The organism is Nafulsella turpanensis ZLM-10 (assembly GCF_000346615.1).
GTDB lineage: Bacteria > Bacteroidota > Bacteroidia > Cytophagales > Cyclobacteriaceae > Nafulsella > Nafulsella turpanensis.
The window spans coordinates 58,660-84,408 of record NZ_ANNU01000021.1 but is presented as its reverse complement, the minus strand read 5'-3'; the positions used below and the strand labels follow the sequence as shown (position 1 = coordinate 84,408).

Below are 25,749 nucleotides of genomic sequence, written 5' to 3'. Positions count from 1 at the left end.
GATGTGAGGGTTTTTTTATGCCCTTCTCAATTGGATAGGCATTGCCTGTGCTTCTGGATTACCAATTATTTTGCTCAGCAGTTAAATAAAAAGGTCCATTTTATCAGACATGGAAAGGCCTCATTAAAAATAAAACCCGCTGACGAGAGTTAAAAGAATAAGTTATGGAGCATCTTAATCCCATTCTTGTTTTAGCCTTCCAACTCTTTTTATATTTTTACATCTCATGAGCTTCTTATACCCAGCTTTTCTGTACGGACTGTTTGCCCTGGCAATACCTGTGATTATTCACCTTTTCCATTTCAGAAAAGCTAAAAAAGTTTATTTCTCCAATACCCGCTTTTTACAGTCAGTAAAAAAGGTAAGTCAGGCTAAACTCCGGTTCAGGCATCTGCTTGTGCTGTTCGCTCGTTTGTTGTTTATCCTGTTCCTGGTGTTGACCTTTGCACAGCCCTACCTGCCTTCTGCTGCAGGTATCCGAAAGGCTGGTCTGGTAGATATTTATCTCGATAATTCTTACAGTCTCTCCAATAGGGTGGCAGAAGATTTAAGCGGCCTGGATGCTGCTGTGCAACTGGCGCAGGAACTGGTAAATTCATATCCGCAGGGAACCCGCTTCAGACTCCTGACCAACGATTTTAATACTGCGGCACAATATTATACTTCTGCAGAAACCATTGCCGACCGCCTTACTGAAGTTCAGTTTAGTGGAGTCAATCGCTCTCTTCCGGAAGTGTTGAATCGCTTAGAGATACTTCCTATGGAAGAGGAGAATGCACAGAGAGAGGTGTTTATACTGTCTGACTTTCAGGAACACCACTGGTTTCGAGAGGCAGAGCCTGAGTTAGATACGCTTACTCAAATTTCTCTGCTACCTATTGAATTTGAGCAGGCGGGAAATCTCCATGTCGACACGGTTTACCTGGATCAGCCCGTGATTTTCTCCGCCAGCGATAATACAATTCATGTTGTTTTGGCCAATGAAGGGATGAAAGCGGTAGAGGATGTTCCGGTGAGCCTTTCGGTAAGCGGACAGCAGGTGGCCAATAGCACCGTTAGTATACCGGCAAAAGGACAGGCAAATCTGAGCTTTCAGTTAAATTTTCCTCTTCAGCCTTTTACTCCTGCCACCTTATCTTTTCAGGACTTCCCGCTTACCTTCGATAATACCTTTCATTTTGTAATTCAGCAGGCATCAAAAGTTAAGGTTTTGGAAATTACTGATGAGCCAGGTGAAACAGCTATCAGTAAAGTATATGCCGATACAAGCTATTTTCTCTTTGAATCCTCTCATCCGGGAAACCTCAATGTTGGTGCTGTTTCATCGGCCGACCTGGTGGTAGTAAACGGGCTCAGCAGTTTAGGAGAGAGCCTGGGGGCAGCATTGCGCGACTTTGAGTCATCGGGAGGCAGCATATTATTTATTTCGGCAGAGGAAGGAATGCCTGATGCCGTTGGTTTACTTGCCGGAAACCTTGCTCTGGAAGAGGTACAGTTGCCAGAGGCGGTAAGGGTTTCGCCTGTACCTCTGGAGCACCCATTCTTCCAGGATATCTTCGAGGAAACAGATGAGCCGTTTAATATGCCCAAGGCCAGACCGGTGGTAAGCTGGCAGGGAAATAGCGAAGAATTGCTGGAGCTGCAAAGTGGCCACCCTTTCCTGAGTCGCCAGAAACAGCTTTACCTGCTGGCATCACCCATGGAGGAGGAGTTTACCAATTTTCATCAGCATGCACTTTTTGTACCTGTAATGTACAAGGTGGCTTTCAATAGTTTGCAGTTGAGCAATAAGCTCTACCATACCACCGATGATAATCTTATAAGGCTACAGCTAGCGGAAGCGGAAGGAGATAAAGTATACAAGTTGAAAAGGAAAGAACAGGAAATTATTCCCAACCAGCGGCTGAATGACCGGATGTTACAGCTGGAGCTTCCTTCTTATGTGATTGAGCCAGGATATTACCAGCTGTTGATGGATGATGAAGTGGTCTATCAGCTGGCTTTTAACCACAGTAAGCAAGAGTCAAAACTAGACCAGCTGAGGATAGAAAAGATTGAAGAAGAAGTATCTGAAATTCCACAAATGGAGGTAATTAAGGATATTGACCTGGACAACATCCGCGCTAGTGTAGAGGAGAAATTTGAAGGAGAGGCTTTGTGGAAGTGGACCTTATTGTTAGCTTTGTTGGCGCTTCTTGCTGAAGTGCTGCTAATCAGATTTCTGAAATGAGGATATCTATTAAAAATGTTCAAATAGCGGCCAAAGGTTTTAATCCTGGGGAAAGCTACCATGTTTCCGTAGTGGATGGGAAAATAGCAGAGATTGGCCCATCCTCCTCACTTGCAGAAGCCGAGCTGGAGATTGATGGAAGCGGATGCTGGCTTTCTGCGGGTTGGTGCGATTTGCGGGCTCATTTTAATGACCCGGGCATGGAACATAAAGAAGATCTGGAAAGTGGGGCTCTCGCAGCGGCAGATGGTGGTTTTACTGCAGTAGCTCTTTTACCTAATACCGAACCTGCTCTTGATAATAAAAAGGGTATCCGTTACATACTTTCCGGGAATAGTCAGCGACTCACCCAGTTATATCCTTTGGGTGCAGTTAGTATAGGGGCAAAGGGAGAAGAGCTGGCCGAAATGATGGATTTACGGCAGGCGGGAGCACTGGCATTTACCGATGGTACCCGTCCTATCACCAATACTGCCCTTTTACTGAAGAGCCTTCAGTATCTGCTACATTTTAATGGGTTACTGATTAATCATCCTACCGAAGCAAGTCTGGTAAGGGGAGGGCAAATGCACGAAGGAATAAACAGTACCCTTCTGGGGATGAAAGGAATGCCAGTTTTAGCAGAAGAAATGGCGATTGAACGGGACCTTCGGCTGCTTGAGTATGCAGGGGGGCGTTTACATTTCAGTGGTATTTCTACGGCGGCAGGAGTAGATCTTGTGCGTAATGCCAAGGCACGCGGGCTCGCAGTAAGCTGCGATGTTTCGGTAGCGCACCTGGTATTTACCGATAATGCTCTGCTGGATTTTGATACGAACTATAAAGTGAACCCACCACTAAGGCAGGAAGAGGACAGAAAGGCGCTTATTGACGGCCTGAAAGACGGAACCATCGATGCCATAGTAACGGACCACCAGCCGCAGGACACGGAAAGCAAAAAGCTTGAATTTGACCTGGCGGAGTTTGGAATGATGGGGCTGCAGACCTTCTATGCTTCCCTGCTTAAAGCCGGAGTGCTTGATGCCAGCCTGCTGGCAGAAAAAGTATCCCATGCTCCAAGGCGCCTGTTAGGATTGCCCTCCATTGAAATAAAAGCAGGCGAGTCGGCTAACCTTACCCTTTTCTCGCCGGAATTTGAGTGGCAGTTTACAGAAGAAACTAACTTCTCAAAAGGCATCAATTCTCCCTTCTTTAATCAAACGCTCAGAGGCAAAGCACTGGGGGTTATTGCAAATGGAATGCACCATTTTCATTCTGCCGTGGTCGTAAAAACGAATGGATAAATCTCAACTCTATAAGGTTCCGCTTAAGTACGGAATTGGCGGCGGCTTTATTGCTATCGCTCTGTTCCTCACTCTTTACTATTCCGGGGCAGACCCGATTTCGGATGTCCGCCCCCTTGATTTTATTTTGCTGCCCATATTTATTTTCTTCTCCATTAAGGAGCTTCGCGATTATAAGTTTGGAGGGACGATGTTCTATTGGCAGGGAATGACGGTTGGTTTTGTTTGTTACCTGTTGATTGCGCTCCTTTCGGCCTCTTTTCTAGGGCTGTTTCTGGAAGTAATAGATCCTGCACTTTTTCTATCACATAAACAGGAAAATATTGCTATATTAACCGCAGATTCGGAGAAGTGGGTTGAACAGATAGGGGCTGATGCGTATAAAGAAACCCTCGCTAGTCTGAAGGGAACAACCGTTTTCTCCCTGGTAGCTGATGATTTCCTGAAAAAGGTGTTTATTGGTTTTCTGGCTACCACCATCATCGCAATCATCTTTAAACGCACAAAATAAAATGGAAACAACAACCTCAACTTACGAAACAGCTCCACAGACTCAGCCAGGTGTTTGGTCAGTGGGCATGAAAGGCGGACTTTACACTGGTCTTGTCTTCATTGTCTTTAGCCTGATTACTTTTCTTGCCGAGCTGCAGCAGGATAGTGGGCTGAGCACCATCTTTATGGTAATCAGCTTTATTGTTGGAATTTATTTAACTCATAAAGCTTTTAAAGATCAGGGCAATGGATTTATGTCCTATGGCCAGGGGTTAGGGCTTGGTGTAGTACTTGGATTAGTCAGCGGAATTATTGGCTCTCTTTTTAGTGTCATCTATATGACCTTTATTGACGAAACTATAATTGCCAGGCAAATGGAAATAGCCCGTATTCAGCTCGAAGAACAGGGAATGTCAGATGCCCAGATAGAACAGGCGATGGAAATTTCAGAAATGATGATGTCGCCGGTAGCCTTGTTCTTTATCGGAATCCTAACCTACATTGTTGTTTCATTTATTGTGTCTTTAATTGTTTCGGCCTTCACCAAAAATACCGATCCCTCTGTTGAATTTTAAGTATGATGAAAGAACCGGATATTTCGGTAGTGATTCCTCTTTTTAACGAAGAGGAATCACTACCTGAATTGTGTAGCTGGATAAGCCGTGTCATGAAAGAGCACGGCTTTACTTATGAAGTGATTTTAGTAGATGATGGAAGCTCTGACCGAAGCTGGGAAGTGGTGGAAGAACTGTTTTCCGGTAATTCGAATATCAGGGGTATTCGCTTTAACCGGAATTATGGCAAATCGGCCGCTTTAAATACTGGTTTTAAAGCTACCAGGGGGCGAGTGGTTATTACCATGGATGCCGACCTGCAGGATAGCCCGGATGAAATACCTGCCCTTTACAGTCTTATTGAAGAGGAGGGTTATGACCTTATATCAGGCTGGAAAAAGAAGCGTTACGATCCCATCAGTAAAACCATTCCTTCCAGATTCTTTAACTGGGTTACCCGCAAAATCAGCGATATTCATTTGCATGATTTTAACTGTGGCTTAAAAGCCTACAGCAGAGAGGTTGTAAAGAATATCAATATTTACGGTGAAATGCACCGCTACATACCGGTTATTGCTAAATGGCGTGGTTTCGATAGAATAGGAGAGCAGGTAGTAGCTCACCGCCCGCGGAAATACGGGTCTACAAAATTTGGTCTGGAACGCTTTATTTTTGGTTTTCTGGACCTGCTGTCTATCACCTTTGTATCTAAATTCAAGCAGCGGCCAATGCACTTCTTTGGCTCTTTGGGTACAATATCTTTCCTGCTGGGCCTTATTATTACCGTCTGGATAATTGGTAATAAGCTGTATCATATCGCTGTTGAGCATCAGGAGCCGGTGCGTGAAGTAACCGACCAGCCGCTTTTTTTCCTGGCACTGGTGGCAGTGGTCGTTGGCGTGCAACTTTTTCTGGCTGGTTTCCTGGCCGAGATGATGACGATGAATACGGCAAAGAAAAGAGATTACCTGGTTATCGACCGGCTTGGACTGAAGAAATAAAGCATGCCCAAATATTCTGTAATTGTTCCTGTTTATAACCGGCCCGATGAACTGGATGAGCTGCTGGCAAGCCTGAGCCGGCAAAGCTATACCAACTTTGAAGTAGTGGTGGTGGAAGATGGCTCTACACTTAAAGCCGATCAGATAGCAGAAAAATGGAAAAGCGCCCTGGAGCTACGCTATTTTTATAAGGAAAATAGCGGGCAGGGCTTTAGCCGTAATTTCGGCTTTGCCCATGCAAAAGGAGAATATCTTGTCGTATTCGATTCCGATTGCCTTATTCCTCCCCATTATTTTGAGGCAGTAGAAGCACACCTCCGAAAGGAACCCTTAGATGCCTGGGGAGGGCCAGACCGGGCGCACCCCTCTTTCACTCCTTTACAAAAAGCAATAAGCTATAGTATGACTTCTCTTTTTACTACCGGAGGTATCAGGGGAAGTAAAAAACGACTGGCTGCTTTCCATCCCCGAAGTTTTAATATGGGCATTTCGCGTGAGGTGTGGGAAAAAACCGGAGGGTACATTATTACCCGTATGGGCGAAGATATCGAATTCAGTATCAGAATAATCGAGCAGGGTTTCCGTACCGGCCTTATTGAGGAGGCGTATGTTTACCATAAAAGGCGCACAAGCCTTCAGCAGTTCTATAAACAACTCCATTTCTTCGGGAGGGCCCGAATAAACATTTCCCGTTTTTACCCTAAGGAGCTAAAGCTGGTACATGCTTTTCCGGCAGCCTTTGTGGCAGGCCTTTTATTCTACCTCCTGCTTCCTTTGCTAAGTCCGTTCCTGTTTGCTGGGGCAACCTCTTTTCTGCTGCTGTACTTTTTGCTGATTGGGATCGATGCGGGAATGAAGTACAAAAGTGCAAAAGTAGGTATGCTCAGTATTGGTGCTGCCTTTGTACAATTATGGGCCTATGGCATTGGCTTTTGGGAAGAGCTGGAACGGAAAATAAGAAAGAAGTAAGCTTGCGGCTACAGAGGGTAAGCAGAGGACCCGGACAGAATAAACGGGTTATCCGGCTGCTTATTTCTCACTTTTAGATTTTTTCCGGATAAACCGGTCTTTTTTCTTAGCCAAAAAGAGATCGATCTTTTACAGCTTCTTTACATAGAAAATAATCTCATCTGTGGGGAGGGCGTAACGCTCAACCTCTTCCACGGGAAGTTCTTTGGTATAGCAGTTCTCTTCTACCATAAAGCCTGCAGCCCTTAAGCGATCGGCATAATCCTTTCCATAAAGTCGCACGTGGTCATTCTGTCCAAATGCTTTTTCGCGGGCAGCAGGACTGGTGATGCTTGCATCCTCATAGGTTGTTTCGGGCAGAGGGTGGAAAAGTGGAATTTGAATAATGCCCCATCCGCCGGGCCTGAGTACCCTGTACAATTCCCGCATGGCCAGACCGTCATCCGCCACATGTTCCATTACATGGTTACATAAGATAACATCGAAGCTGTTTTCCGGAAAAGGAATGGCATGGATATCCATTTTTACCTTTGCAAGAGGCGATTCTATATCGGCAGTGGTATACTCAAGGTTCTGTTGTTTTTCAAATCGCCCGATAAAGCAAATTTCCGGGGCGACATGCAGCACTCGTAAAGGAGCAGTAAAGAAATTGGTTTTCCGCCGGAGGAAGAGATACATTAGCCGGTGGCGTTCAAGCGCCAGGCAGTTTGGGCAAAGGGCATTTTCCCTTGCCTTCCGCCCGTAAGGCAAAAACTTCCGAAAGTGTTTTTGGCAAACAGGACATTCTACATCATTTCCCTGGTAGAATAGGGAAAGCCCTTTTGCAATATGATGGCTGACCAGCTGCAGGTAAGGGCGGGGCACCTTTCGGATGACCAGACTGATAATATTCTTAATCATAATCGCAAATATAGGCATTAGGCGGGGCTATCCTACAGAAATGATAGTCTTCCACTTTAAATTTAATAATATTTAGCTTTTAAATTTTATATATTTTGTATTGTTTTTGCTAATATTGACTACTGCATGCCTGCAGAGTTTTAAATTTTTAAAGTATATTACCTGAAAATTTTGTTATCTGATGAACAGAAGAAACATTCTCATTGCGGCCGCACTTGCCATTCTGGTAGTAGTAGGAGGCCTTATATATTTTGGCAACCGGCAGGCGGAGAATGATGGGGAGCTACTAACCAAGGTTGAAAGGGGGGAATTTAAAATAGTAATTACTACTTCCGGTGAGTTGGAAGCAAAGAATTCTACAGAGGTAAGGGGGCCAAACGGGCTGCGGCAGGCACGCCTGTGGCAGGTTAATATCGAGGATATTGTGCCGGAGGGAACCACCGTAAAAAAAGGTGATTATGTGGCAAGCCTCGATCGCTCAGAACTTCAGGACCGTATCAGCGAAACCCAGAATAAACTGCAGCAGAACCTATCGGAATATACCCAGACAAAGCTTGATACTGCCCTCACGCTACGCGAAGCCCGCGACCAACTGGTTAACCTGGAATTTGCGGTAGAAGAGCAGAAGCTGGTGGTAGAGCAGTCGCAATACGAACCGCCGGCCACCATAAAACAGGCCGAGATTGACCTGGAAAAAGCCCATCGCGCCCTTAAACAGGCAAAGGAGAATTACCAGCTTCAGCGGCAAAAGGCAGTGGCGCAAATGCAGGAAGCAGCCGCAGAACTGGCCGAAGCTCAAAATGAGGCAGATTTTCTTCAAAAGCTGGCTGATCAGTTTATGATTAAAGCTCCCGAGGATGGAATGGTTATTTACAAACGAGAGTACAATGGTAAAAAAAGAGCAGCCGGTTCTACCGTAGGTGCCTGGGATCCGGTGGTGGCAACCCTGCCTGACCTGTCGAAGATGCTTTCCCGCACCTATGTTAATGAAGTCGATATCCGGCAGGTAAAGGTGGGGCAGCCGGTAAATATTGGTCTGGATGCCTATCCGGATAAAAAGCTTAGCGGTAAAGTGATTAGTGTGGCCAATGTAGGGGAGCAAAGACCCAATTCAGATGCGAAGGTTTTTGAGGTAAATGTGGAAATATTTGAGACCGATACTACCCTGAGACCAGCCATGACCACCAGTAATGATATCATCGCAGAAGTGCTGGACGATGTATTGTATATTCCGTTGGAGTCTCTGCACAGCCAGGGCGATAGCCTTTCATTTGTATACCTGAAGGAAGGGATGGACATCAGCAGGCAGCAGGTAAGGGTAGGAAAGGCCAATGCGAACGAAATTGTAGTGCAGGCCGGCCTCGAGGAGGGCGATCAGCTTTATCTATCGGTTCCACAGAATGGCGCTGACCGTCCTTTAGTGCTACTGGAAGAGGTGAAGGAGAATGAAGAAAAACTAAGCAGTTCCGTACAATGAAAAAAACTGCCTGGGCAAACTTCTATATAGCGCTCGATGCGGTATTGGTCAACAAGCTTCGTTCTGTACTTACCGCCTTAGGAATTATCTTTGGCGTATCGGCAGTCATTGCCATGCTGGCCATTGGCAATGGTGCTCAGCAGGAAATTCTGGAGCAGATAAAGCTGGTAGGGGTCAATAATATTATTATCACACCCATTGTAGAGCAGAATGAGGAGGAGGTACTGGAGGCCTCCGCAATAGCAGCGGAAAAAAATCAGTTTTCGCCCGGGCTAAGCATGCTCGATATGGAAAGTTTGCAAAAGGTACTTCCTTCCATCGCCCGGATAAGCCCGGAGATATTGCTGGAAACCTACATCATCAAAAATGGAGTAAGGCGCTCAGCCAAACTCGTTGGGGTCAATAATGACTATTTTTCGCTGGCGAATTTCAATATTGCGAGCGGTCAGCACTTTAATGAATTTCAGATGAAAAATGGGGAGCCGGTATGCATTATCGGTAAAGGGCTTCAAACCCGCTTTTTCAGCCAGGAGAGTCCTATCGGGAAAATGATTAAAGTAGGGCCCCACTGGCTTAAGGTAGTAGGGGTGCTGGAGCCACGGGTGATATCCAAAAAGAGTATCGAAAATCTTGGCATCCGTGATTACAACATGGATGTATACACTCCCCTGCAAACCATGCTTATCAGGTACGAAAACCGTGCTTTAGTAACAAATGAGATGTTACAGCAGGGAGGGGGTGACGTGGGCGGTAATGTTATCATAATTGGAGGAGGAGGTGAATCGGAAGATGCCCCCAGAAAAAATGTGAATTACCACCAGCTCGATCGGATTGTGGTGCAGGTAGGTGCCACTGAACAACTCAATGCCACTGCCGATGTAATTGCCCGCCTGCTGGAGCGGAGGCACTATGGAATGGTCGATTTTGAGATTACCATTCCTGAACTGCTCCTCAAGCAACAGCAGCGCACTAAAAATATTTTTAATGTAGTTCTAGGGGCTATTGCGGGTATTTCACTGCTGGTAGGCGGTATCGGGATCATGAATATTATGCTGGCTTCCGTTATGGAGCGGATTAAGGAAATAGGACTTCGACTTTCAATAGGGGCTAAAAAGCAGGACATAGTTCTGCAGTTCCTGTTCGAGGCCGTCATGATTAGTGTTAGTGGAGGTATCATTGGCGTACTCCTTGGTATTTCAATGGCCATTATTATTTCGAGTATCGCCGAAATACCCACCATCGTTTCTGTAGGTTCTGTATTAATCTCTTTTGGTGTGGCAGCAGCAGTCGGCCTCATCTTCGGAATTGCCCCTGCCCGTAAAGCAGCCAGTCAAAATCCCATTACTTCGCTTCGTTATGAATAAAATTGTTCTGTCAGGCATTGTTCTTCTCCTTTTATTCCCCTTCCTGGAGAGTCAGGCACAGGAAGAACCTTTCAGCCTTTTTGAGATTGTGGAAATGGCTCGTGAGGAGTCGCCAGCCGCCCTACAGGTAGAAACCAGGCGCGAAAACCGCTACTGGCAGTACCGCACCTATCTGTCGGATTATAAGCCCCAGCTGGTAATAAACGGCTTGGAGGAGTACAATAACGGCATTATTCCTACCATACAGCCCGATGGCTCTTACGACTTTACAAAAGTTCATCAGAATTTCGGGAGGGTGGAGCTTTCTCTGGAACAGCAGATAGGTATTACGGGAAGTAAAATATTTTTAACTTCACAATTGACTCGTTTCGATAACTTTGCCGAAAATTTCAAACGCTACAGCGGCAACCCTGCCTTCATTGGTATTGAGCAGCCACTCTTTCGCTTTAACTCCCTCCGCTGGAACAGAAGAATTGAACCGCTCCGCTATGAGGAGTCACAGCGGGAATATGTAGAGGAGCTGGAACAGATTGCGGTCAATGCCACCAGCCTGTTTTTCGACCTCTTGTTGGCTCAGGCCAGCCTTGAAATAGCACAGAAGAACCTGGCCAATAACGATACCATTTATAAAATTGCCGAAGGCCGCTATAATCTGGGAAAGGTATCGGAAGGAGAGCTGCTGCAACTGGAACTCGCCTTAATGCGGGCCCAGCAGCAGGTGGCAGAGGCAAAGCTCGACCTGGAAACGACTGGACTTCGGCTGAAATCCTATGTCGGACTCAACAATAATGATCAGCTGCTCCTGATTCCGCCGGTGCTAATCCCGGAGTTTGAGGTGGATGTGGACGTGGCTCTACAGGAAGCTAACGATAATCGACAGGATGCTATTGGCTTTAAACGACAGGAGCTGGAGGCAGAGCGCGACCTGGCAAGGGCAAAAAATGACAGCGGACTCGATGCGAGCCTTCGGGCTACCTTCGGCCTTACCAACCAGGGACTGGAGTTTACCGATGTGTACCATTCGCCGGGCGATCAGCAGGGGGTGTTACTGGAATTCTCCATTCCGGTAGTTGACTGGGGCCGGCAGCGCTCCAGGGTAAAGACTGCCGAGGCCAATATGAAGCTGATTGATTATACTATTGCACAGGAGAAAATTAACTTTGAGCAGGAGATTTATACGCAGGTAAAACTTTTTAAAATGCTGCGGATCCAGACAGAAATCGCCGAGAAAAGCGATGACATTGCCCAGCGCCGCTACGAACTGTCTAAAAACCGCTACCTGATTGGGAAAATCAGTATTACCGACTTGAACATAGCCACACAGGAAAAAGATGAGGCAAGAAGGAGTTACATTGCTGCTTTACGGGAATTCTGGATCGCCTATTACCGCCTCCGTGAGCTAACACTTTATGATTTTCAGCAGGAAGTGCCTATCATAGAAGGTTAACTCTTTTCGCCGATAATTCCTTCTGATTTTGTGATTTTTAAAATGAAACCCATATTATTTCTTTGCCTTTTACTCTTTCCTCTCACTGCTTTTGCTCAAAAGCGGGAGGAGAAGCCGTCTCCTACCACTAATACCAGTTGGGAAGCTACTCCGGAGAGTTTGCCGGAAAGGCCAGAGAACTACCTTACCATCTATAAACGGAACGTGAATGGTCTTTTAATAGGGAACAAGTGCGTGGAAGACCAAACCTCAAAAATGGGGTTTAATTATGTTTTAATACCCGGCGAAGGCCCCGGAAGCAAAAGTCAGGCAGGGGTATTCCTGCATAACCTGGGTACACGATTTTTACTAATGTTTAAAAATGGTCCTTTCTGGAGCCTGAGATTAAAGAAAAAGGTGAAAGAGTGCCGCCAGAAAACTGGCGATTATATGGGTTAACGAAAATAAGAATAAGGAATGAAGAAAGCTGGCTTTATTGCCAGCTTTTTCCTTTTGCAGTATGTAAGGTTCGTGAGAGGTTGATTTTTAATTTAAAGGAATAAGCCTTATCATTGAAAGCATAACCATTCTTACTCTTGTGGAAGCAAGTAACTTAACAGACCCTGGCCCGAATCATTTTCAACCCTCCAATCAAATTTTAAGCACTGCTATTGTACAGGCTGTTTGGGAAGTTATCAGCCATGCGACAGGCAAGGCTTTACCTATCGGTTTACAGGAATGCATAGAACCGGAGATAGAAGCAGAGCCTGCACAGGTGGCACTTGCAGTCGCTTATGCTAACTTATGTGTGGAAGATCCGGACATGGTAACGAGCAGTCACTTAAAAATGCTCCGCAGCAATTTTTCTTTCGAACAGATACAGGAGCTGAATCAGCTTATTAAAAAAATAATAGAGCAGGGGAAGTGAAATTATCTAAAAAGTGAAAAAGCTGTTGGGGAATAATCCCCAACAGCTTTTTAATTGCTAATGAATTCCGATATAATTGTGCGGGCTGATTTTTCTCAGCTCTTCCTTTACCTCAGCTGAAACCTCCAGTGAATCGATAAATTGACGGATGGTGTTGGCTGTTATCTTCTCATTTTTACGTGTCAGTGCTTTTAGCTGTTCATAAGGGTTCGCCACCCCTTCCCGTCTTAAAACAGTTTGAATAGCCTCTGCAACTATCGCCCAGTTATCTTCCAAATCAGCATCAATGGCAGCTTTATTTAGCTGGAGTTTCTGGATTCCTTTTTGTATAGAGAGGACCGACAGGAGGGTATGCGCCAGGGGTACTCCAATATTCCTGAGTACAGTCGAATCGGTAAGGTCACGTTGCAGGCGGCTTATGGGTAACTTAGCTGCGAGGTGTTCAAACAAGGCATTGGCAATGCCTAAATTGCCTTCAGCATTTTCGAAGTCGATGGGGTTAACCTTGTGTGGCATAGCCGAGGAGCCTACTTCACCTTCTTTTATACGCTGGGTAAAATAGTTCATGGAGATGTACTGCCAGATGTCGCGGCTAAAATCTATCAGGATGGTATTAATACGCTTCAGGTTATCGAAAGTAGCGGCCAGAAAGTCATAATGCTCAATTTGTGTGGTAGGGTGGCTGCGCTTTAAGCCTAAAATGTTGTTTACAAAGTCATTGCCAAACTCTGCCCAGTCTGTTTCAGGAAATGCCACATGGTGGGCATTGAAGTTCCCGGTAGCACCTCCAAACTTGGCTGCATAAGGGATAATTTCCAGCATATGTAGCTGCTCCCGGAGTCGTACGGCAAAAACCTGTATTTCTTTACCTACGGTAGTGGGGGATGCGGGCTGGCCATGGGTACGGGCGAGCATAGGCTGGTCCATCCATTCCCTCGCCAGAAGGCCCAGAGTTTTATGGATGTTTCTGAGCTCCGGGATTATATGCTCCTGCATAGCTTCCTTGAGCGAGAGCGGAACAGCTGTGTTATTAATATCCTGCGAGGTTAACCCGAAATGGATAAACTCCTTATAAGCCTCAAAGCCCAACAGGTCGAAATGTTTTTTAAGGAAGTACTCTACCGCTTTAACGTCATGATTGGTTGTTTTCTCAATCTCTTTAATTTCCTTGGCCTCATTACTGCCAAAGTTTTTATAAATGAGGCGGAGCGTTTCAAACTCTTCCGGCCGAAACCCTTCCAGCTGTGGTAAGGGAAGCTGGCAGAGTGCAATAAAGTATTCTACCTCCACCAGCAGGCGGTAGTGAATAAGGCCAAATTCTGAAAAATAGGGAGAAAGGTTTTTAAGCTTATCGCGGTAGCGTCCGTCGATAGGAGAAATGGCAGTAAGTGTCGATAAATTCATGGTAGAAAATTAAAGCCCAAAATTAAAAGATTCTGTTTAGAAACCGTAAGGAAATGGGGAATTATCCAGCTGGTGTGGTGGAGTTTAAGAGAGAACAGAAAGGGATATTAGCAAAGATTTGTTAATTTTGGCGTCGTAATTGCAGCTACTGAGCTGTAATATCCAAAAAGCCAGAATTAAACATGGGATAAAACCTGCACTCACTTCTGGCTGTTATGTTTACAGGCGATAGCTAAAATAACCGGGCAAAACTGTTGCGCCGGTTTTGATGTGTAACTAATCTACTTTTAAATAAAATGGCATTTAGCTTTTTTAAGAAATCAGGTCCGGAGAAAAAGGAGGAGCCACAGGTGGCCACCAGGGGGAATATTAAGTATCATCAGTTGAAGATAAAGGAGGTAGTGCAGGAAACTGCTGATGCTATTTCCATCTTTTTTGAACAACCCGAAGAGCCTATTACCTATAAGCCAGGCCAGTTTTTTACCCTTATTCCTACTGTCGACGGAAAGAAAGTCCGCAGAGCCTATTCTGTTTGTACTTCTCCCTATACCGATCCGCACCCGGGTGTAACGGTAAAAAGAGTGGAAGGCGGGGTGGTTTCCAATTTTCTGAATAACCAGCTGAAGGCAGGAGATACCCTGGAGGTGATGGAGCCAATGGGAAACTTTACCATTGTGCCTGATGCGAACAAAAAGCGCCACATTGTACTGTTAGGGGGCGGTAGTGGTATTACCCCTCTGATGTCGATTGCCAAATCGATTCTGGAGAAGGAATCAGAAAGCCAGGTGTCGCTCATATATGCGAACCGTAGCGAAGAAAGCATTATCTTTAAAAAGCAGCTCGATGAGCTCCAGGAGAAGTGGAAAAGCCGCCTGCAGGTAATTCATGTACTGGAGCAAAAGCCATTTAGCTGGGAATGCCCCACCGGCCTTTTAAAACCAGCGCTGTTGAAGGAGCTGCTAAAACAGTTGCCACAATGGGATACGGCCCAAACAGAATACTTTATGTGTGGACCGGAAGGGATGATGGTGAATGTGGAAGAAACGCTTAAAGAATTAGCTATTCCAAAAGAACTGGTGCACCGCGAAAGCTTTGTAGCTGGTAAAACCCAAAGAGTAGAAGGTGCTGCCGACCCGATAGCTGCTGCAGGCGATGATACTCCCAAGAGTAGAGAAGTTACGGTGATACTGGATGGAGAAGAGCATAAGTTTACCGTAGAGCCTGATAAAACCATATTGGAAACTGCGCTGGATCTTGATATTGACCTTCCGTACTCCTGCCAGAGTGGACTGTGTACTGCCTGCCGTGGAAAGTGTATTAGCGGAAAGGTAAAACTCGACGAAGACGAAGGCTTGTCCGAGTCTGAGCTCGAAGAGGGGTATGTACTTACCTGTGTAGGACGCCCTGTTACCGACGATGTAGTGATTGAAATCGGCTAGTAGAGCCAAATCTGTTTTTGTACAAGCTTTGCCAAACAATTCGGGTGGCAAAGCTTTTCTTTTTTATATCTGACAACTGAAATTTTTGTATGAATACCAATCAAATTGAGATACCCAAGCGCGATAAGCGGCATTTCTTACCCGAAAGTTTTACCGTAAGCAGCTGGGATAAAATAGCCCCTTTTTATAAAGAGCTTGAAGAAAGAGAAATTAATTCGGTAGAGGACCTGCGCCGCTGGTTCCAGGACAGGAGCGAACTGGAGTCGGTGTTGGCAGAGGATATGGGCTGGCGTTATATTAAAATGACCATTAATACCACTGATGAGGAAGCCCGTGAACGATTTAACTATTTTGTAAGCCAGATTCAGCCCAATATTGCGCCGGAAGATCATAAACTCAATCAGAAAGCACTGGATAGCCCCTATCTCAATGCTTTACAGGAAGAAGGGTATCCGGTAATGATCCGCAGTATGAAATCGGAGCTGGAGATTTACAGAGAAGCAAATATTCCTCTCAATACAGAGATTGAGACCCTCTCGCAGGAGTTTGGTAGTATTAGCGGAAACATGACTGTGGAGATAGAGGGCAGAGAACTCACCTTGCAGCAGGCGGCAGATTTTCTCGAATCTACCGACAGGGCCAGGAGGGAAGAAGCTTATCGTAAAATTAGTGAACGTCGGCTGGAGGATAATTTTAAGCTCGATGAGCTGTTCGATAAGTTGCTGAACCTCCGTCATAGAGTTGCCCTTAATGCCGATTTTGATAATTATCGCGACTATATGTTTAAGGCCATGGGGCGGTTTGACTATGGTCCAAAAGATTGTGAGGATTTTCACGGGGCGGTTAAAGCAGAGGTAGTTCCGCTGCTGAATGCCATCGCAAGGGAAAGAAAAGAAAAACTTGGTCTGGACCGCCTTCGCCCATGGGATCATAGCGTAGATACAGAAGGAAGAGACCAGCTCCGGCCTTTTCGCGATAGCCAGGATCTGACGGAAAAAACCATAAAAGTTTTTTCGCGACTTGATCCTTTTCTGGGGAAATGCCTGAGCATAATGAGGGAAATGAAACACCTCGACCTTGACAGCCGCAAAGGTAAGGCTCCGGGTGGATATAATTACCCGCTTTCGGAAATAGGCGTTCCTTTCATTTTTATGAATGCCACCTCTACACTGCGTGACCTGATTACTATTTTGCATGAAGGTGGGCATGCCGTACACTCTTTCCTTTCCCGGGAGCTGGAGCTGAATGATTTTAAGCAACCTCCTTCAGAAGTGGCAGAGCTCGCCTCCATGTCGATGGAGCTGCTGACGATGGATTACTGGGATGAATACTTTGAGAAGGAAGAAGACCTGATTCGGGCTAAAAAAGATCACCTGGAGCAGATCATTGGTACGCTTCCCTGGGTAGCCACGATCGACCAGTTTCAGCATTGGATATACACTCATCCCGAGCATGACCAACAGGAGCGGAAAGAAGCATGGAACAGGATATTCGATTCTTTCAGTGATGACATAACCGACTGGAGCGGTTTGGAGAAAGCGAAATCCTACCTGTGGCAGAAGCAGCTCCACCTGTATGAGGTGCCTTTTTACTATATTGAATATGGCATGGCCCAGTTGGGTGCGGTGGCAGTATGGAAAAACTACAAGAAAAATCCTGATAAGGCATTGAAAGATTACCAGGGGGCTTTAAAGCTGGGATACACCAGGCCAATTCCGGAGGTGTATGAAGCGGCTGGCATTCGCTTTGACTTTAGCCGCGAATATATACGAGAGCTGATGGCCTTTGTAAAGGAGGAGCTGGAAAAGCTTTAGAATTTCTCTTATTGACAGTTAAAAAGCCTGCTTAAAAAATTAAGCAGGCTTTTCTTATTCTGGTAATTGAAATAAAGTCCTTTCCTGGGCCAGACCGCTGGTGTCTATTTTAGGAAGATACTCTCTGTTGCCCTCCAGGAAGTGATTGAGATCGCTGGCAAAATTATCGTAGCGTACCCGGTGGAACAGTATCTGCTGATCGGTAGCCTGTATGCTGTCGATCAACTCTGTTACGAGAGGAAACTTTTTGATGTCCGGATGGTCCTCAGTATAGGCAATAATCTGTTCTTTTAGTGCCTGTGAGGCGGAGTCATAGCGGTCTATCTGCTCGTGGCTCAGGTCTTCGGCCTCCTGGAGACGCATCTCGTATACTTCCTTAAAGTTTTTATTGAGGCTCTCCAATCGTGACTTATTGAAAACAGGTGGAGCACTTAGTTCCTCCAGAATGGCGCGCATTTGAGCCAGCTTCTGCTCCTCTGCCTGTAAAATAACCTCCCAACGGTTCGCCGCGCTATCGTTTAGGCTAATGAAAGTTTGTTGCAGCGAATCAATCAATATAAGCTCTTCTTCGGCCTGCTTTTCCTCAGAGGCTCTCTGGCAGGCAGTATATGCAGAAGCGCTTAATGCAGTAATTAAAAGAATACGTAGCGTTTTTTTCATACACCTTTGAATAAACTGAAGGTGCAAATTAAACTTTTCTTTCAAAAATAAAACAATAAAAGAGGTCGAATCTCCTACATGATGGGGAAAAATTCTACAAAGGGAAGGATAAAGATGCTTGAATTATAGGAAGAATGACCCTGAAAAGTTAATAAAAGAGGATTTATTTGGCCATTTACCTGCAGGTAAAATGGTTTAGGAATAGGTAATGTAAGTTAAATAGGCTTAAACTGTTCAAAGGTTTCCTTGCAGTCGAAACAATGATGAATGGAGCGGCAAAGGGTAGGGCCAAAAGGAGTTTTAAGGTCTGTGTTGTGGCTCCCGCAGTTAGGGCATTCTACCTCTTCCAGGATATCAAGCTCCACAATAAGATTGTGTTTTGGTGGAGGGGCCAGTCCAAAGTCTTTGAGTGCCTGCCTGCCTTTCTCACTGATCATGTTGGAGTTCCACTGGGTATCAAAAGATACCCGGACTTCTACCTCTTCCACTCCATGTTTGGCAAGTACTTCCTTTACATCGCTTTTCATATAGTCAATAGCCGGGCAGCCGACAAAGGTGGGCGTCATTTCTACTTTTACCTTGCCGTTTTCGAGTACTGAAATTCCTGTAATCACGCCCAAATCGTTGAGCGAAAGTACAGGGATTTCAGGATCCTTTACTTCTTCCAGCCAGTGCCGTATTTCTTCTTCAGTATATGCCATTTCTTGCTCTCTCACTTTTCCTTACCATTCGGCTGTAGGGTCGATACGAAATACCTCCGACATCTCATCGAGCAGGGGTTGCAGATGCTCGCTATGCTGGCCTTTACGCCCGCCATATACCGGCTGCAATTGGCTGAAGTCCGGTAGGCGAAGTGCAGTCTGCTCAATTCTTTCGCTGATTCTCTTTTTCCATTCTTCCATAACCGCTTTCTCCCCCGGGAAGATTCCCTCAGATTGGAGGGCTTCTTCATGAGCGCCTTCTTCAAAGATGCCCAGCGCATAGGGGAGAGCATACTCCAGGCTGTTTTGCAGGCGGGAAATACTTTCCTCATTCGCATTTCCCAGCTGCTTAATCCAGGTGTTGGCATGCATAACATGGTACTTTATCTCTCCCTTAATTTTACGGGCGAGCTGAGCCAGTGGTTCGTATCTGCTGTTGGCCAGCATTTCAAAGCGAATCAGTTCGGCATGGTCGAAGAGGAAGTGCCTGATAAGGCTGAAATCATATTCACCTATCGGCAACTCTGTTAGCTGGCAGTTATGGAACTGCTCCGCATTACGGGTAAAGGCAATGGTATCGGGTTCGGCTTCGCCCAGCTCATGCAGCAACTGGTAGAGTGCCTGGCTCTGGCCAATTTTATCCTGTGCCATGGAGGAGAAGGCAATATCTTCTTCCAGCACAGGGCCGAAACCGGTCCATTCGGAATTGCGGTGGCCGAGTATAAGCTGATCATCAGCCATTTTATAGAGCAAATCTTTAATTGCGGGAGTGTTCATGCCTTATCGGTTCTGTTCTTCTTTAAATGCTTTTATCTTATCGGTGGCCTTATAGTCCAGGGCGTCGCGGTATTTTTTGTCGCCCAGTGTCGCCCATATATCCTTGTCCTCTTCATCGATAAAAAGGATATCATTGCGGCGGATGAGCCAGAGATTGTAAACAGGTTTGTCGTTTTGAAAAGCTTTTTTCGCTTCCCATGCTGCTTCTTCGAAACTGCCTGCTTCTACACTACCCGCATACACGGTTTGTTTTCCGCGCTTATTCAGGTGAAAGATTTCGTAGGGTTCCTTTTCGCTACTGCTTACAGCAGGTTCCTGAATGAGGTTATAGATGTCTTCTTTATTCTCGCTAACATCTGTTGTTTTAACAGAAGTAGTGGCGGCTACTGCAAGCCCACTGCAGGTAAAGCGTCGGCTGTACTGCTCTTTGGCAAAGATAAGGGCCATTTCAATATTGGGAGCGTGCACAATGCCACCATGTTCGAAGGGTTTGTCTTCCTTCTTCTGGGTAAACACCTGAAAAGTGGGGAATTGATTTACCGTGGCCTGTTCTGCATCATCGTTTTGCAGGCTGGTAAGCCCAAGGCGGCTCACGCGGGGGTCTAAGGATTGTATGGTCATGTCGGAAAAATTAAAAGGCAGCCGCTCAGGAGAGAGGGGCTGCCTCGTTACAATTAGGCTAAAGGGGTTACGTAATTCGCTTCAGATTTCAGCAGGGCATTGCGTACCCAGCGGCCTCTTTCTTCAGCAATACGGCGTACCGCAAGGCGTTCCTTATTTAAAGGGCCATCTCCGTTAATTACACGCTTAAATTCTTCCCAGTCAGGTTCGGTATAATCCCACTTGCCTGTTTCTTCATTCTTGCGCAGGTTTTCGTCCGGAATGGTAAGCCCCAGCTCCCATATTTTCGGCACATACATATCGAGGAACTGCTGGCGCATATCGTCGTTGGTGGCCATTTTTACTTTCCACTTCATCAGCACTTCGGTGTGTACCGACATTTTATCCGGCGGACCGAAGAAGTGCATCAGCGGTGCCCACCAGCGGTTCAGGGCTTCCTGCACCATTTTGCGCTGGGTAGGAGTACCCGTTGCCAGGTGGATAACGGCATGGTGACCATACTTGAGGTGGAAGGATTCCTCCGCACAAATACGTTCCAGCGCACGGCTGTAAGGGGCGTAGCTGCCACGAGAGTTGGCAAGCTGGTTAACAATAGCGCCTGCATCCACGAGCCAGGCAATAACGGCGGTATCGGCCCATGTAAAGGCAGGGTAGTTAAAGATGTTCGAGTACTTCGATTTACCGCTGATGAGGTCGCTGAGCATATCTTCGCGCGACTTGCCCAGGGTTTCGGCAGCGCTGTACAACAGTTGGGCGTGGCCCACTTCGTCCTGCACTTTAGCCATCAGGGCCAGTTTACGGCGGAAGCCAGGGGCACGGGTAATCCAGGTCCCTTCGGGCAGGGCACCAATAATTTCGCTGTGCGCATGCTGCTCTATCATACGAATGAGCTGCTTACGATACAGAGCCGGCATCCAGTCCGAAGGTTCTATTTTTTCGCCCCGCTCAATGCGAGCCTCAAATTCGGCCAGCTTTTGCGGGTCTTCGGCCTGCATTTCGTTTTGCTTGGGTGCTTCAAAAGTGTTTCCTCCGCCGTACATATCTTTTATAGTTTAGTTGCTAATCTATTAGTAAGTAGCCAGTTTAAATATTAATATGGCTATATGGCTACTTCTTTTTTAGGCCGTTGAGCATGGTAAATCCCAGTCGCTTTCCAATTTCTTCGGCCGACATTTTGCCACTGGGTTTAAACCAGTTATGCGTCCAGTTTAAAGCTGAAAGAATAGTAAGAACGGAGAATTTAAGGTCAAGGGCAATAAATTCACCATTATTTACTCCTTCTTTCAGAATGTTGTAAAAGATGCCTTCGTATCGTTCCCGCATTTGAAGAAATTCTCCAAGGTGAGGTTCGCTTAGGTGTCTCCATTCTGAGAAAAAGACAGCTGAAGCGGAAGTATCTTCCGTTATGACTTTTATGTGCGCCACAATGGCACGGGTTAACTTTTCCTGGGCAGTGGCAGGCTCTTCGGCAAAGGCCTCCTCCATTGCATCAAAAAAATTCTGTGCCATTCTAAAACAAATGTTCTGCAGTATTTCTTCCTTTGACTTTATGTGCGAATAAAGACTGGCGGCTTCTATGCCAAGTGCCTGTGCCATATCACGCATGGAAGTGGCTGCATAGCCCCGCTCCTGAAATAATTCAGTGGCAGTTAGCTCCACTTGTTTCTTTTTCGACATTGTTTTTGTACTGTTCATTCCTCTAACAAATATATACAAGCTAACGTTCGTTAGCAAGTTGGGTTTCTTTTATTTTACCCACCTTTTTGCTTCTTTTCTTCTTCAGTAAAGAAAATAAAAAAGTTAATGGTTTTAAATTTCTTTTCTGTTTGTTGCCGTTATGGAATGGAACTGACGCCCCATAAGAATAACTTAACTATGCAGCTTTTATTTATAGCTGTTTGATAAAAACAGGAGTCAAAAAAAGGAATGGCATGAAATTGGAAGGATAGGGAAAGAGGAGATAGGTGTGGTGTTTTACCAAATTAAAAAACTTTAGCTGAGCAAAAAAATGATGAATAAAAATCTAAAAAAGGCAGGTCTGTTTATTTTTGTACTGGCCCTTTTGGCGTCCTGTATGCCTGAAGATGAGCTTGTGCCACAGGATACTAAAACACTGCTGGTGAATAAAACCTGGTATAAAATTGGTAAAAACGGCGAAGTATGGGTGCTGTATGAAAGAGATGGACGCTGGAGTAACAGTTCAGGGGATAAAGGCAGCTGGTCATTTTTAGATAAAAATACTGTAAAGGTGCATGCTCAACAGGATCTTTTGGGGAGCTGGGAAGAAGATATACTGGAAATTTCAGATAGCTACCTGAAGACCAAAGTAAAAGGAGTAGATATAGCTAAAGAGTATAGTACGGCACCCTAAACAGGGACGAAAGTTAAAAGCTATATGGATAGGAAAGAAATAACGTTACAATCGAGGCTCCGCTGCCCTTCCTGTGGTTTTGAAAAGGAAGAGCAAATGCCAACCAATGCATGCCAGTACTTTTACTCCTGTAATAGTTGCGGAGAACAGCTAAAGCCTCTGAAGGGCGATTGCTGTGTATTTTGCTCTTATGGCTCTGTTCCTTGTCCTCCCATACAGGAAAATGGCGGAGGAGGAAATTGCTGTTCAGCCTGAAAAGAGTAAAGTTTAGATAAAACGAAAGCTGCCCCTGAGAGGCAGCTTTCATTGTCTATAATCGATTTAAACTGTTAGGCCAGTGCATTAGTGGCTACACGATAAGAAGGATCTTCAATGATATTTACCTCTATCAGTTCACCCGCATTGCCTAGGAGTTGCTGACAGTCCGGGCTCAGATGCTTCAGGTGAAGTTTTTTACCTACTTTCTGGTACCGTTCGGTTAGCTTGTTAAGTGCTTCGATGGCAGAGTGGTCGACCACCCGGCTTTCTTTGAAGTCTACAATTACTTCAGCAGGGTCGTTAAGCGGGTCGAACTTTTCATTAAAGGCCGTAATGGAAGCAAAAAACAGCGGACCATAAATTTCGTAGTGCTTAATGCCCTGCTCATCGATATGCTTACGGGCACGAATACGTTTAGCATTTTCCCAGGCAAATACTAAGGCAGAAATAACTACCCCAATCAGCACCGCCAGGGCAAGATTGTGCAGGAATACCGTTACACCAGCTACCACAATCATTACCAGTGCATCGGCTACCGGCATTTTTCCAAATATTTTGAGGCTTGCCCATTCAAAAGTTCCTACCGAAACCATAATCATCAGGCCGACAAGGGCTGCCATAGGTACCTGTTCAATGAGAGAGGAACCAAACAAAATGAACATCAGTAAAGCAGTGGCTGCTACCACACCCGAAATGCGCTGGCGGGCACCGGCACTGATATTGATAAGGCTCTGCCCGATCATGGCACAACCGCCCATACCTCCGAAAAATCCGGTTACTATGTTAGCGGCACCTTGTGCCACACATTCCTTATTGCCGTGGCCGCGGGTTTCGGTAATCTCATCGATCAGGTTCATGGTGAGCAGGCTTTCCACCAGGCCTACTCCAGCCATGATGGCTGAATAAGGAAGAATAATCATAAGAGTTTCCCAGTTAAGAGGAACCAGCGGGAAGTGAAAGGCCGGAAAGCCTCCTTCAATGGAAGCAATGTCGCCAACTGTTTTGGTGTCGATGCCAAGGCCAATAACAATGGCAGCAATGGTTAAAATGGCAACCAGGGAGGCCGGGACCGCTTTGGTGAGCTTTGGAAGGCCAACGATTATGACAATAGTAAGGGCCACAAGGCCCAGCATGGTATAAAGGCTACTGCCTGTCATCCACTCCATTACTCCGCCCTCGCCAGCTATTTTAAACTGGTCGAGCTGCGACATGAATATGATAATAGCAAGGCCATTCACAAACCCAAACATTACGGAGTGTGGAACGAGCCGGATTAGTTTGCCCAGCTTCAGTAAGCCTACGCTTACCTGGATAAGCCCCATTAATACCACAGCGGCAAAGAGATATTCCACTCCATGCTCAGCCACCAGGGCTACAGCCACTACGGCAATGGCACCGGTTGCACCGGATATCATACCCGGGCGGCCCCCAAAGATGGAGGTGATAAGGCCAATGGTAAAGGCAGCATAAAGGCCTACAAGAGGAGAGACGCCTGCAATAAGGGCAAAAGCTACGGCTTCAGGCACCAGTGCCAGGGCTACCGTAAGGCCGGACAATACTTCGTTTTTGAGGTTGTAATCCCTCTGTTTAAAAATGCTCACTAAGCTCATTTTTATTCTTTTAGTTTTATATGTTGCCGGTCTGCACCAAGCAAACAGGCTTTCGCCAATAAATAATTTTTCAGATAGAATTGCCGCAGGACTGCTGCAATGGAGTGTATTGTATTTGAGCGTGCAAATATACTTCCCTTCAACTGAATTACAAGAAGGATGGTTCATTATTTGAGAACCTTATGAAAAGGGGAAAAAAGGCGTGGCTAATCTTAAAATGAAGCAGCGTCTATGGTACCTGATAGGTAAAAGCCGGTAGGTAAAAGTTATGCCGACTTGTACTACCTATTAGTAGGTAATAGAGGCTAGCTTCATAGCTTCTCTTCTATTATTTCCTTAAAGGTCTTCTTTTTGTCGATATTCAGTAAAAGGGTATGATATTCTTTGCGGATGCCATACATGCTGAACAGGGAGAGGGATTTCTTCAGCTTTATCTCCATGTTATAGGGCTCCAGTATTTTTAATAAGGAAAGGTGATACACTCCTTTCTCTTCCGGGACTTCCTGGGCAAAGCGAATGGATTCAATACTATCAAAAGGTACTTCTCCATCGCCCATCAGACCATAGCGGATATGGATGCTCTTCCGGCCGATCGCTACAGGACGCTGCCGCATGGCTTTCAGATGGCCTAAAAGCTGCAGGCAGGCATACATGCTGCTGATGGTTAATATCCATGCCAGAGGCGGTGACCATAAATCAGCAATAAAGTGGATAGCAGCTGTCTCAATGAGCAGCAGAAAAATGATAACAGCATACACCGCCGTTGCACCATTCTCTTTATGGTAGCTAAACTGTAGTGCCGGAAGACTGTTGCTCTTCCTCCAGCTAAATAAGCCATAATAAAAAACCGCCACCTCAGTGGCAAGTACATTCGCTATCCTCTGGCTGCCCAGCACCTTTGCAGCACTGGAACGAAACACACTAAGAAAATCAACAGAGCCCCTTTCTTTTCTGAAGGTGCGGATAACCTGAGCAGTCTTGTACACCACCATGCTCAAAACAGAAAGTTCTATCAAGGGAAAGGCATACTTCCAGAGCAGGTCAGTATAAAAATGGTAGGACTCGGGAAGCAGAAAGGTAGCAAGAAGAAGGCCGCCAATAAAGAAAGGAACTGCGGTGGTATTCGGGACTTTCTTTTTCCTGATTAGGAAGAGGTAGAGCAGGGGAGCAGTAATGGTCATGTTGGTTGTCACGGCAAAAGAAAGTACATCCGGATTCCTTAGAAAAATGCCGCTGAGCACAATCCAGGCTGATACTCCAAATACCAGTAACGGAAGGGCAAATGGAAGAATATCTTTGGGGTGGGGAAGGCTTAAATTCTTCATAAAAGCACGTTTTGGTGAAGAGTGAACATCAGCTTTTCCGATGTTTAAATATACCTCGGTCAGATATGGGAGTCAAACTTTTTAAAAGTATCATTCAATAAAGAAGAGCCTTTTCAGTAACAAAAAAAGCCCCGGCAAAACCAGG

At 45.7% G+C, this 25,749-nt stretch carries 25 protein-coding genes; 15 read left to right on the top strand and 10 right to left on the bottom strand.

Going from position 1 to position 25,749, the window contains the following annotated elements; all coding sequences use genetic code 11:
- Window positions 1-226 precede the first annotated feature (226 nt).
- Genes F752_RS0110135 through F752_RS0110110 form a run of 6 tightly spaced genes read left to right on the top strand, consistent with a single transcriptional unit; the run spans window position 227 to window position 6,529 of the window.
- Entirely contained in the window at window positions 227-2,230 is a 2,004-nt protein-coding gene (locus tag F752_RS0110135) for a BatA domain-containing protein (RefSeq protein WP_017731622.1), read from the top strand.
- A complete protein-coding gene (locus tag F752_RS0110130; protein WP_017731621.1) occupies window positions 2,227-3,513 on the top strand; it encodes a dihydroorotase in 1,287 nt (428 codons plus the stop codon). Before F752_RS0110135 ends, F752_RS0110130 begins: the two co-directional genes overlap by 4 nt.
- Window positions 3,506-4,024: a DUF4199 domain-containing protein gene (locus F752_RS0110125; protein WP_017731620.1), complete on the top strand. Its 519-nt coding sequence runs from the start codon at window positions 3,506-3,508 to the stop codon at window positions 4,022-4,024. The genes F752_RS0110130 and F752_RS0110125 overlap by 8 nt, the downstream gene beginning before the upstream one ends.
- A gap of 1 nt (window position 4,025) precedes the next feature.
- Window positions 4,026-4,580, top strand: coding sequence for a DUF4199 domain-containing protein (locus F752_RS0110120; protein ID WP_051049887.1), 555 nt, complete (start codon window positions 4,026-4,028; stop codon window positions 4,578-4,580).
- A 2-nt stretch (window positions 4,581-4,582) separates the two neighbouring features.
- Window positions 4,583-5,560: a glycosyltransferase family 2 protein gene (locus F752_RS0110115; protein WP_040664510.1), complete on the top strand. Its 978-nt coding sequence runs from the start codon at window positions 4,583-4,585 to the stop codon at window positions 5,558-5,560.
- A 3-nt stretch (window positions 5,561-5,563) separates the two neighbouring features.
- Window positions 5,564-6,529: a glycosyltransferase gene (locus F752_RS0110110; RefSeq protein WP_017731617.1), complete on the top strand. Its 966-nt coding sequence runs from the start codon at window positions 5,564-5,566 to the stop codon at window positions 6,527-6,529.
- Between the two features lie 129 nt (window positions 6,530-6,658).
- Here F752_RS0110110 and F752_RS0110105 read toward each other — a convergent pair whose 3' ends face one another.
- Window positions 6,659-7,429 carry a class I SAM-dependent methyltransferase gene (locus F752_RS0110105; RefSeq protein ID WP_152425096.1) on the bottom strand — a complete coding sequence of 257 codons (771 nt, stop codon included), beginning with the start codon at window positions 7,427-7,429 and terminating at the stop codon, window positions 6,659-6,661.
- A 181-nt stretch (window positions 7,430-7,610) separates the two neighbouring features.
- On the opposite strand from F752_RS0110105, the gene F752_RS23865 reads away from it, so the two are divergent.
- The 5 genes from F752_RS23865 to F752_RS0110080 all read left to right on the top strand — a co-directional run bounded on the left by F752_RS23865 (window position 7,611) and on the right by F752_RS0110080 (window position 12,624).
- Window positions 7,611-8,906: an efflux RND transporter periplasmic adaptor subunit gene (locus F752_RS23865; RefSeq protein ID WP_017731615.1), complete on the top strand. Its 1,296-nt coding sequence runs from the start codon at window positions 7,611-7,613 to the stop codon at window positions 8,904-8,906.
- Window positions 8,903-10,270: an ABC transporter permease gene (locus tag F752_RS0110095; protein WP_017731614.1), complete on the top strand. Its 1,368-nt coding sequence runs from the start codon at window positions 8,903-8,905 to the stop codon at window positions 10,268-10,270. The genes F752_RS23865 and F752_RS0110095 overlap by 4 nt, the downstream gene beginning before the upstream one ends.
- Window positions 10,263-11,717 carry a TolC family protein gene (locus F752_RS0110090; RefSeq protein WP_017731613.1) on the top strand — a complete coding sequence of 485 codons (1,455 nt, stop codon included), beginning with the start codon at window positions 10,263-10,265 and terminating at the stop codon, window positions 11,715-11,717. Before F752_RS0110095 ends, F752_RS0110090 begins: the two co-directional genes overlap by 8 nt.
- A gap of 42 nt (window positions 11,718-11,759) precedes the next feature.
- Complete coding sequence (locus F752_RS0110085) at window positions 11,760-12,155, top strand: hypothetical protein (RefSeq protein ID WP_152425095.1); 396 nt, start codon at window positions 11,760-11,762, stop codon at window positions 12,153-12,155.
- A 139-nt stretch (window positions 12,156-12,294) separates the two neighbouring features.
- Complete coding sequence (locus F752_RS0110080) at window positions 12,295-12,624, top strand: hypothetical protein (RefSeq protein ID WP_017731611.1); 330 nt, start codon at window positions 12,295-12,297, stop codon at window positions 12,622-12,624.
- Between the two features lie 57 nt (window positions 12,625-12,681).
- Here the strand turns inward: F752_RS0110080 and purB are convergent, their stop codons facing one another.
- Window positions 12,682-14,028 carry an adenylosuccinate lyase gene (gene purB / locus F752_RS0110075; RefSeq protein ID WP_017731610.1) on the bottom strand — a complete coding sequence of 449 codons (1,347 nt, stop codon included), beginning with the start codon at window positions 14,026-14,028 and terminating at the stop codon, window positions 12,682-12,684.
- Window positions 14,029-14,324: 296 nt separating this feature from the next.
- On the opposite strand from purB, the gene F752_RS0110070 reads away from it, so the two are divergent.
- Together F752_RS0110070 and F752_RS0110065 are read left to right on the top strand one after the other, a co-directional pair.
- Window positions 14,325-15,467: a ferredoxin--NADP reductase gene (locus F752_RS0110070; RefSeq protein ID WP_017731609.1), complete on the top strand. Its 1,143-nt coding sequence runs from the start codon at window positions 14,325-14,327 to the stop codon at window positions 15,465-15,467.
- 89 nt (window positions 15,468-15,556) lie between these two features.
- Window positions 15,557-17,281, top strand: a complete 1,725-nt coding sequence (locus F752_RS0110065) for a M3 family oligoendopeptidase (protein WP_017731608.1) — start codon at window positions 15,557-15,559, stop codon at window positions 17,279-17,281.
- A 54-nt stretch (window positions 17,282-17,335) separates the two neighbouring features.
- On the opposite strand, the gene F752_RS0110060 is transcribed toward F752_RS0110065, so the two are convergent.
- From F752_RS0110060 to F752_RS0110035, 6 genes are all read right to left on the bottom strand, one after another.
- Window positions 17,336-17,941, bottom strand: coding sequence for a LemA family protein (locus F752_RS0110060; protein ID WP_017731607.1), 606 nt, complete (start codon window positions 17,939-17,941; stop codon window positions 17,336-17,338).
- Window positions 17,942-18,156: 215 nt separating this feature from the next.
- Window positions 18,157-18,642, bottom strand: a complete 486-nt coding sequence (paaD, locus tag F752_RS0110055) for a 1,2-phenylacetyl-CoA epoxidase subunit PaaD (protein WP_017731606.1) — start codon at window positions 18,640-18,642, stop codon at window positions 18,157-18,159.
- A gap of 21 nt (window positions 18,643-18,663) precedes the next feature.
- Entirely contained in the window at window positions 18,664-19,419 is a 756-nt protein-coding gene (gene paaC, locus F752_RS0110050) for a 1,2-phenylacetyl-CoA epoxidase subunit PaaC (protein ID WP_017731605.1), read from the bottom strand.
- 3 nt (window positions 19,420-19,422) lie between these two features.
- Window positions 19,423-20,040, bottom strand: coding sequence for a hypothetical protein (locus F752_RS0110045; RefSeq protein ID WP_017731604.1), 618 nt, complete (start codon window positions 20,038-20,040; stop codon window positions 19,423-19,425).
- A 53-nt stretch (window positions 20,041-20,093) separates the two neighbouring features.
- Window positions 20,094-21,080, bottom strand: a complete 987-nt coding sequence (gene paaA, locus F752_RS0110040) for a 1,2-phenylacetyl-CoA epoxidase subunit PaaA (protein ID WP_017731603.1) — start codon at window positions 21,078-21,080, stop codon at window positions 20,094-20,096.
- 67 nt (window positions 21,081-21,147) lie between these two features.
- A complete protein-coding gene (locus F752_RS0110035; protein WP_026135648.1) occupies window positions 21,148-21,735 on the bottom strand; it encodes a TetR/AcrR family transcriptional regulator in 588 nt (195 codons plus the stop codon).
- A gap of 313 nt (window positions 21,736-22,048) precedes the next feature.
- Here F752_RS0110035 and F752_RS0110030 point away from each other — a divergent pair, with 313 nt between their 5' ends.
- Both F752_RS0110030 and F752_RS26620 read left to right on the top strand, forming a co-directional pair.
- Complete coding sequence (locus tag F752_RS0110030; RefSeq protein ID WP_017731601.1) at window positions 22,049-22,411, top strand: hypothetical protein; 363 nt, start codon at window positions 22,049-22,051, stop codon at window positions 22,409-22,411.
- A gap of 24 nt (window positions 22,412-22,435) precedes the next feature.
- A complete protein-coding gene (locus tag F752_RS26620) occupies window positions 22,436-22,666 on the top strand; it encodes a GDCCVxC domain-containing (seleno)protein (protein WP_081604546.1) in 231 nt (76 codons plus the stop codon).
- Between the two features lie 74 nt (window positions 22,667-22,740).
- On the opposite strand, the gene F752_RS0110020 is transcribed toward F752_RS26620, so the two are convergent.
- Complete coding sequence (locus tag F752_RS0110020) at window positions 22,741-24,279, bottom strand: SulP family inorganic anion transporter (RefSeq protein WP_017731599.1); 1,539 nt, start codon at window positions 24,277-24,279, stop codon at window positions 22,741-22,743.
- Window positions 24,280-24,590: 311 nt separating this feature from the next.
- On the bottom strand, window positions 24,591-25,604 hold the full coding sequence (locus tag F752_RS0110015; RefSeq protein ID WP_017731598.1) for a hypothetical protein: 1,014 nt from the start codon (window positions 25,602-25,604) through the stop codon (window positions 24,591-24,593).
- Between the last annotated feature and the right edge of the window lie 145 nt (window positions 25,605-25,749).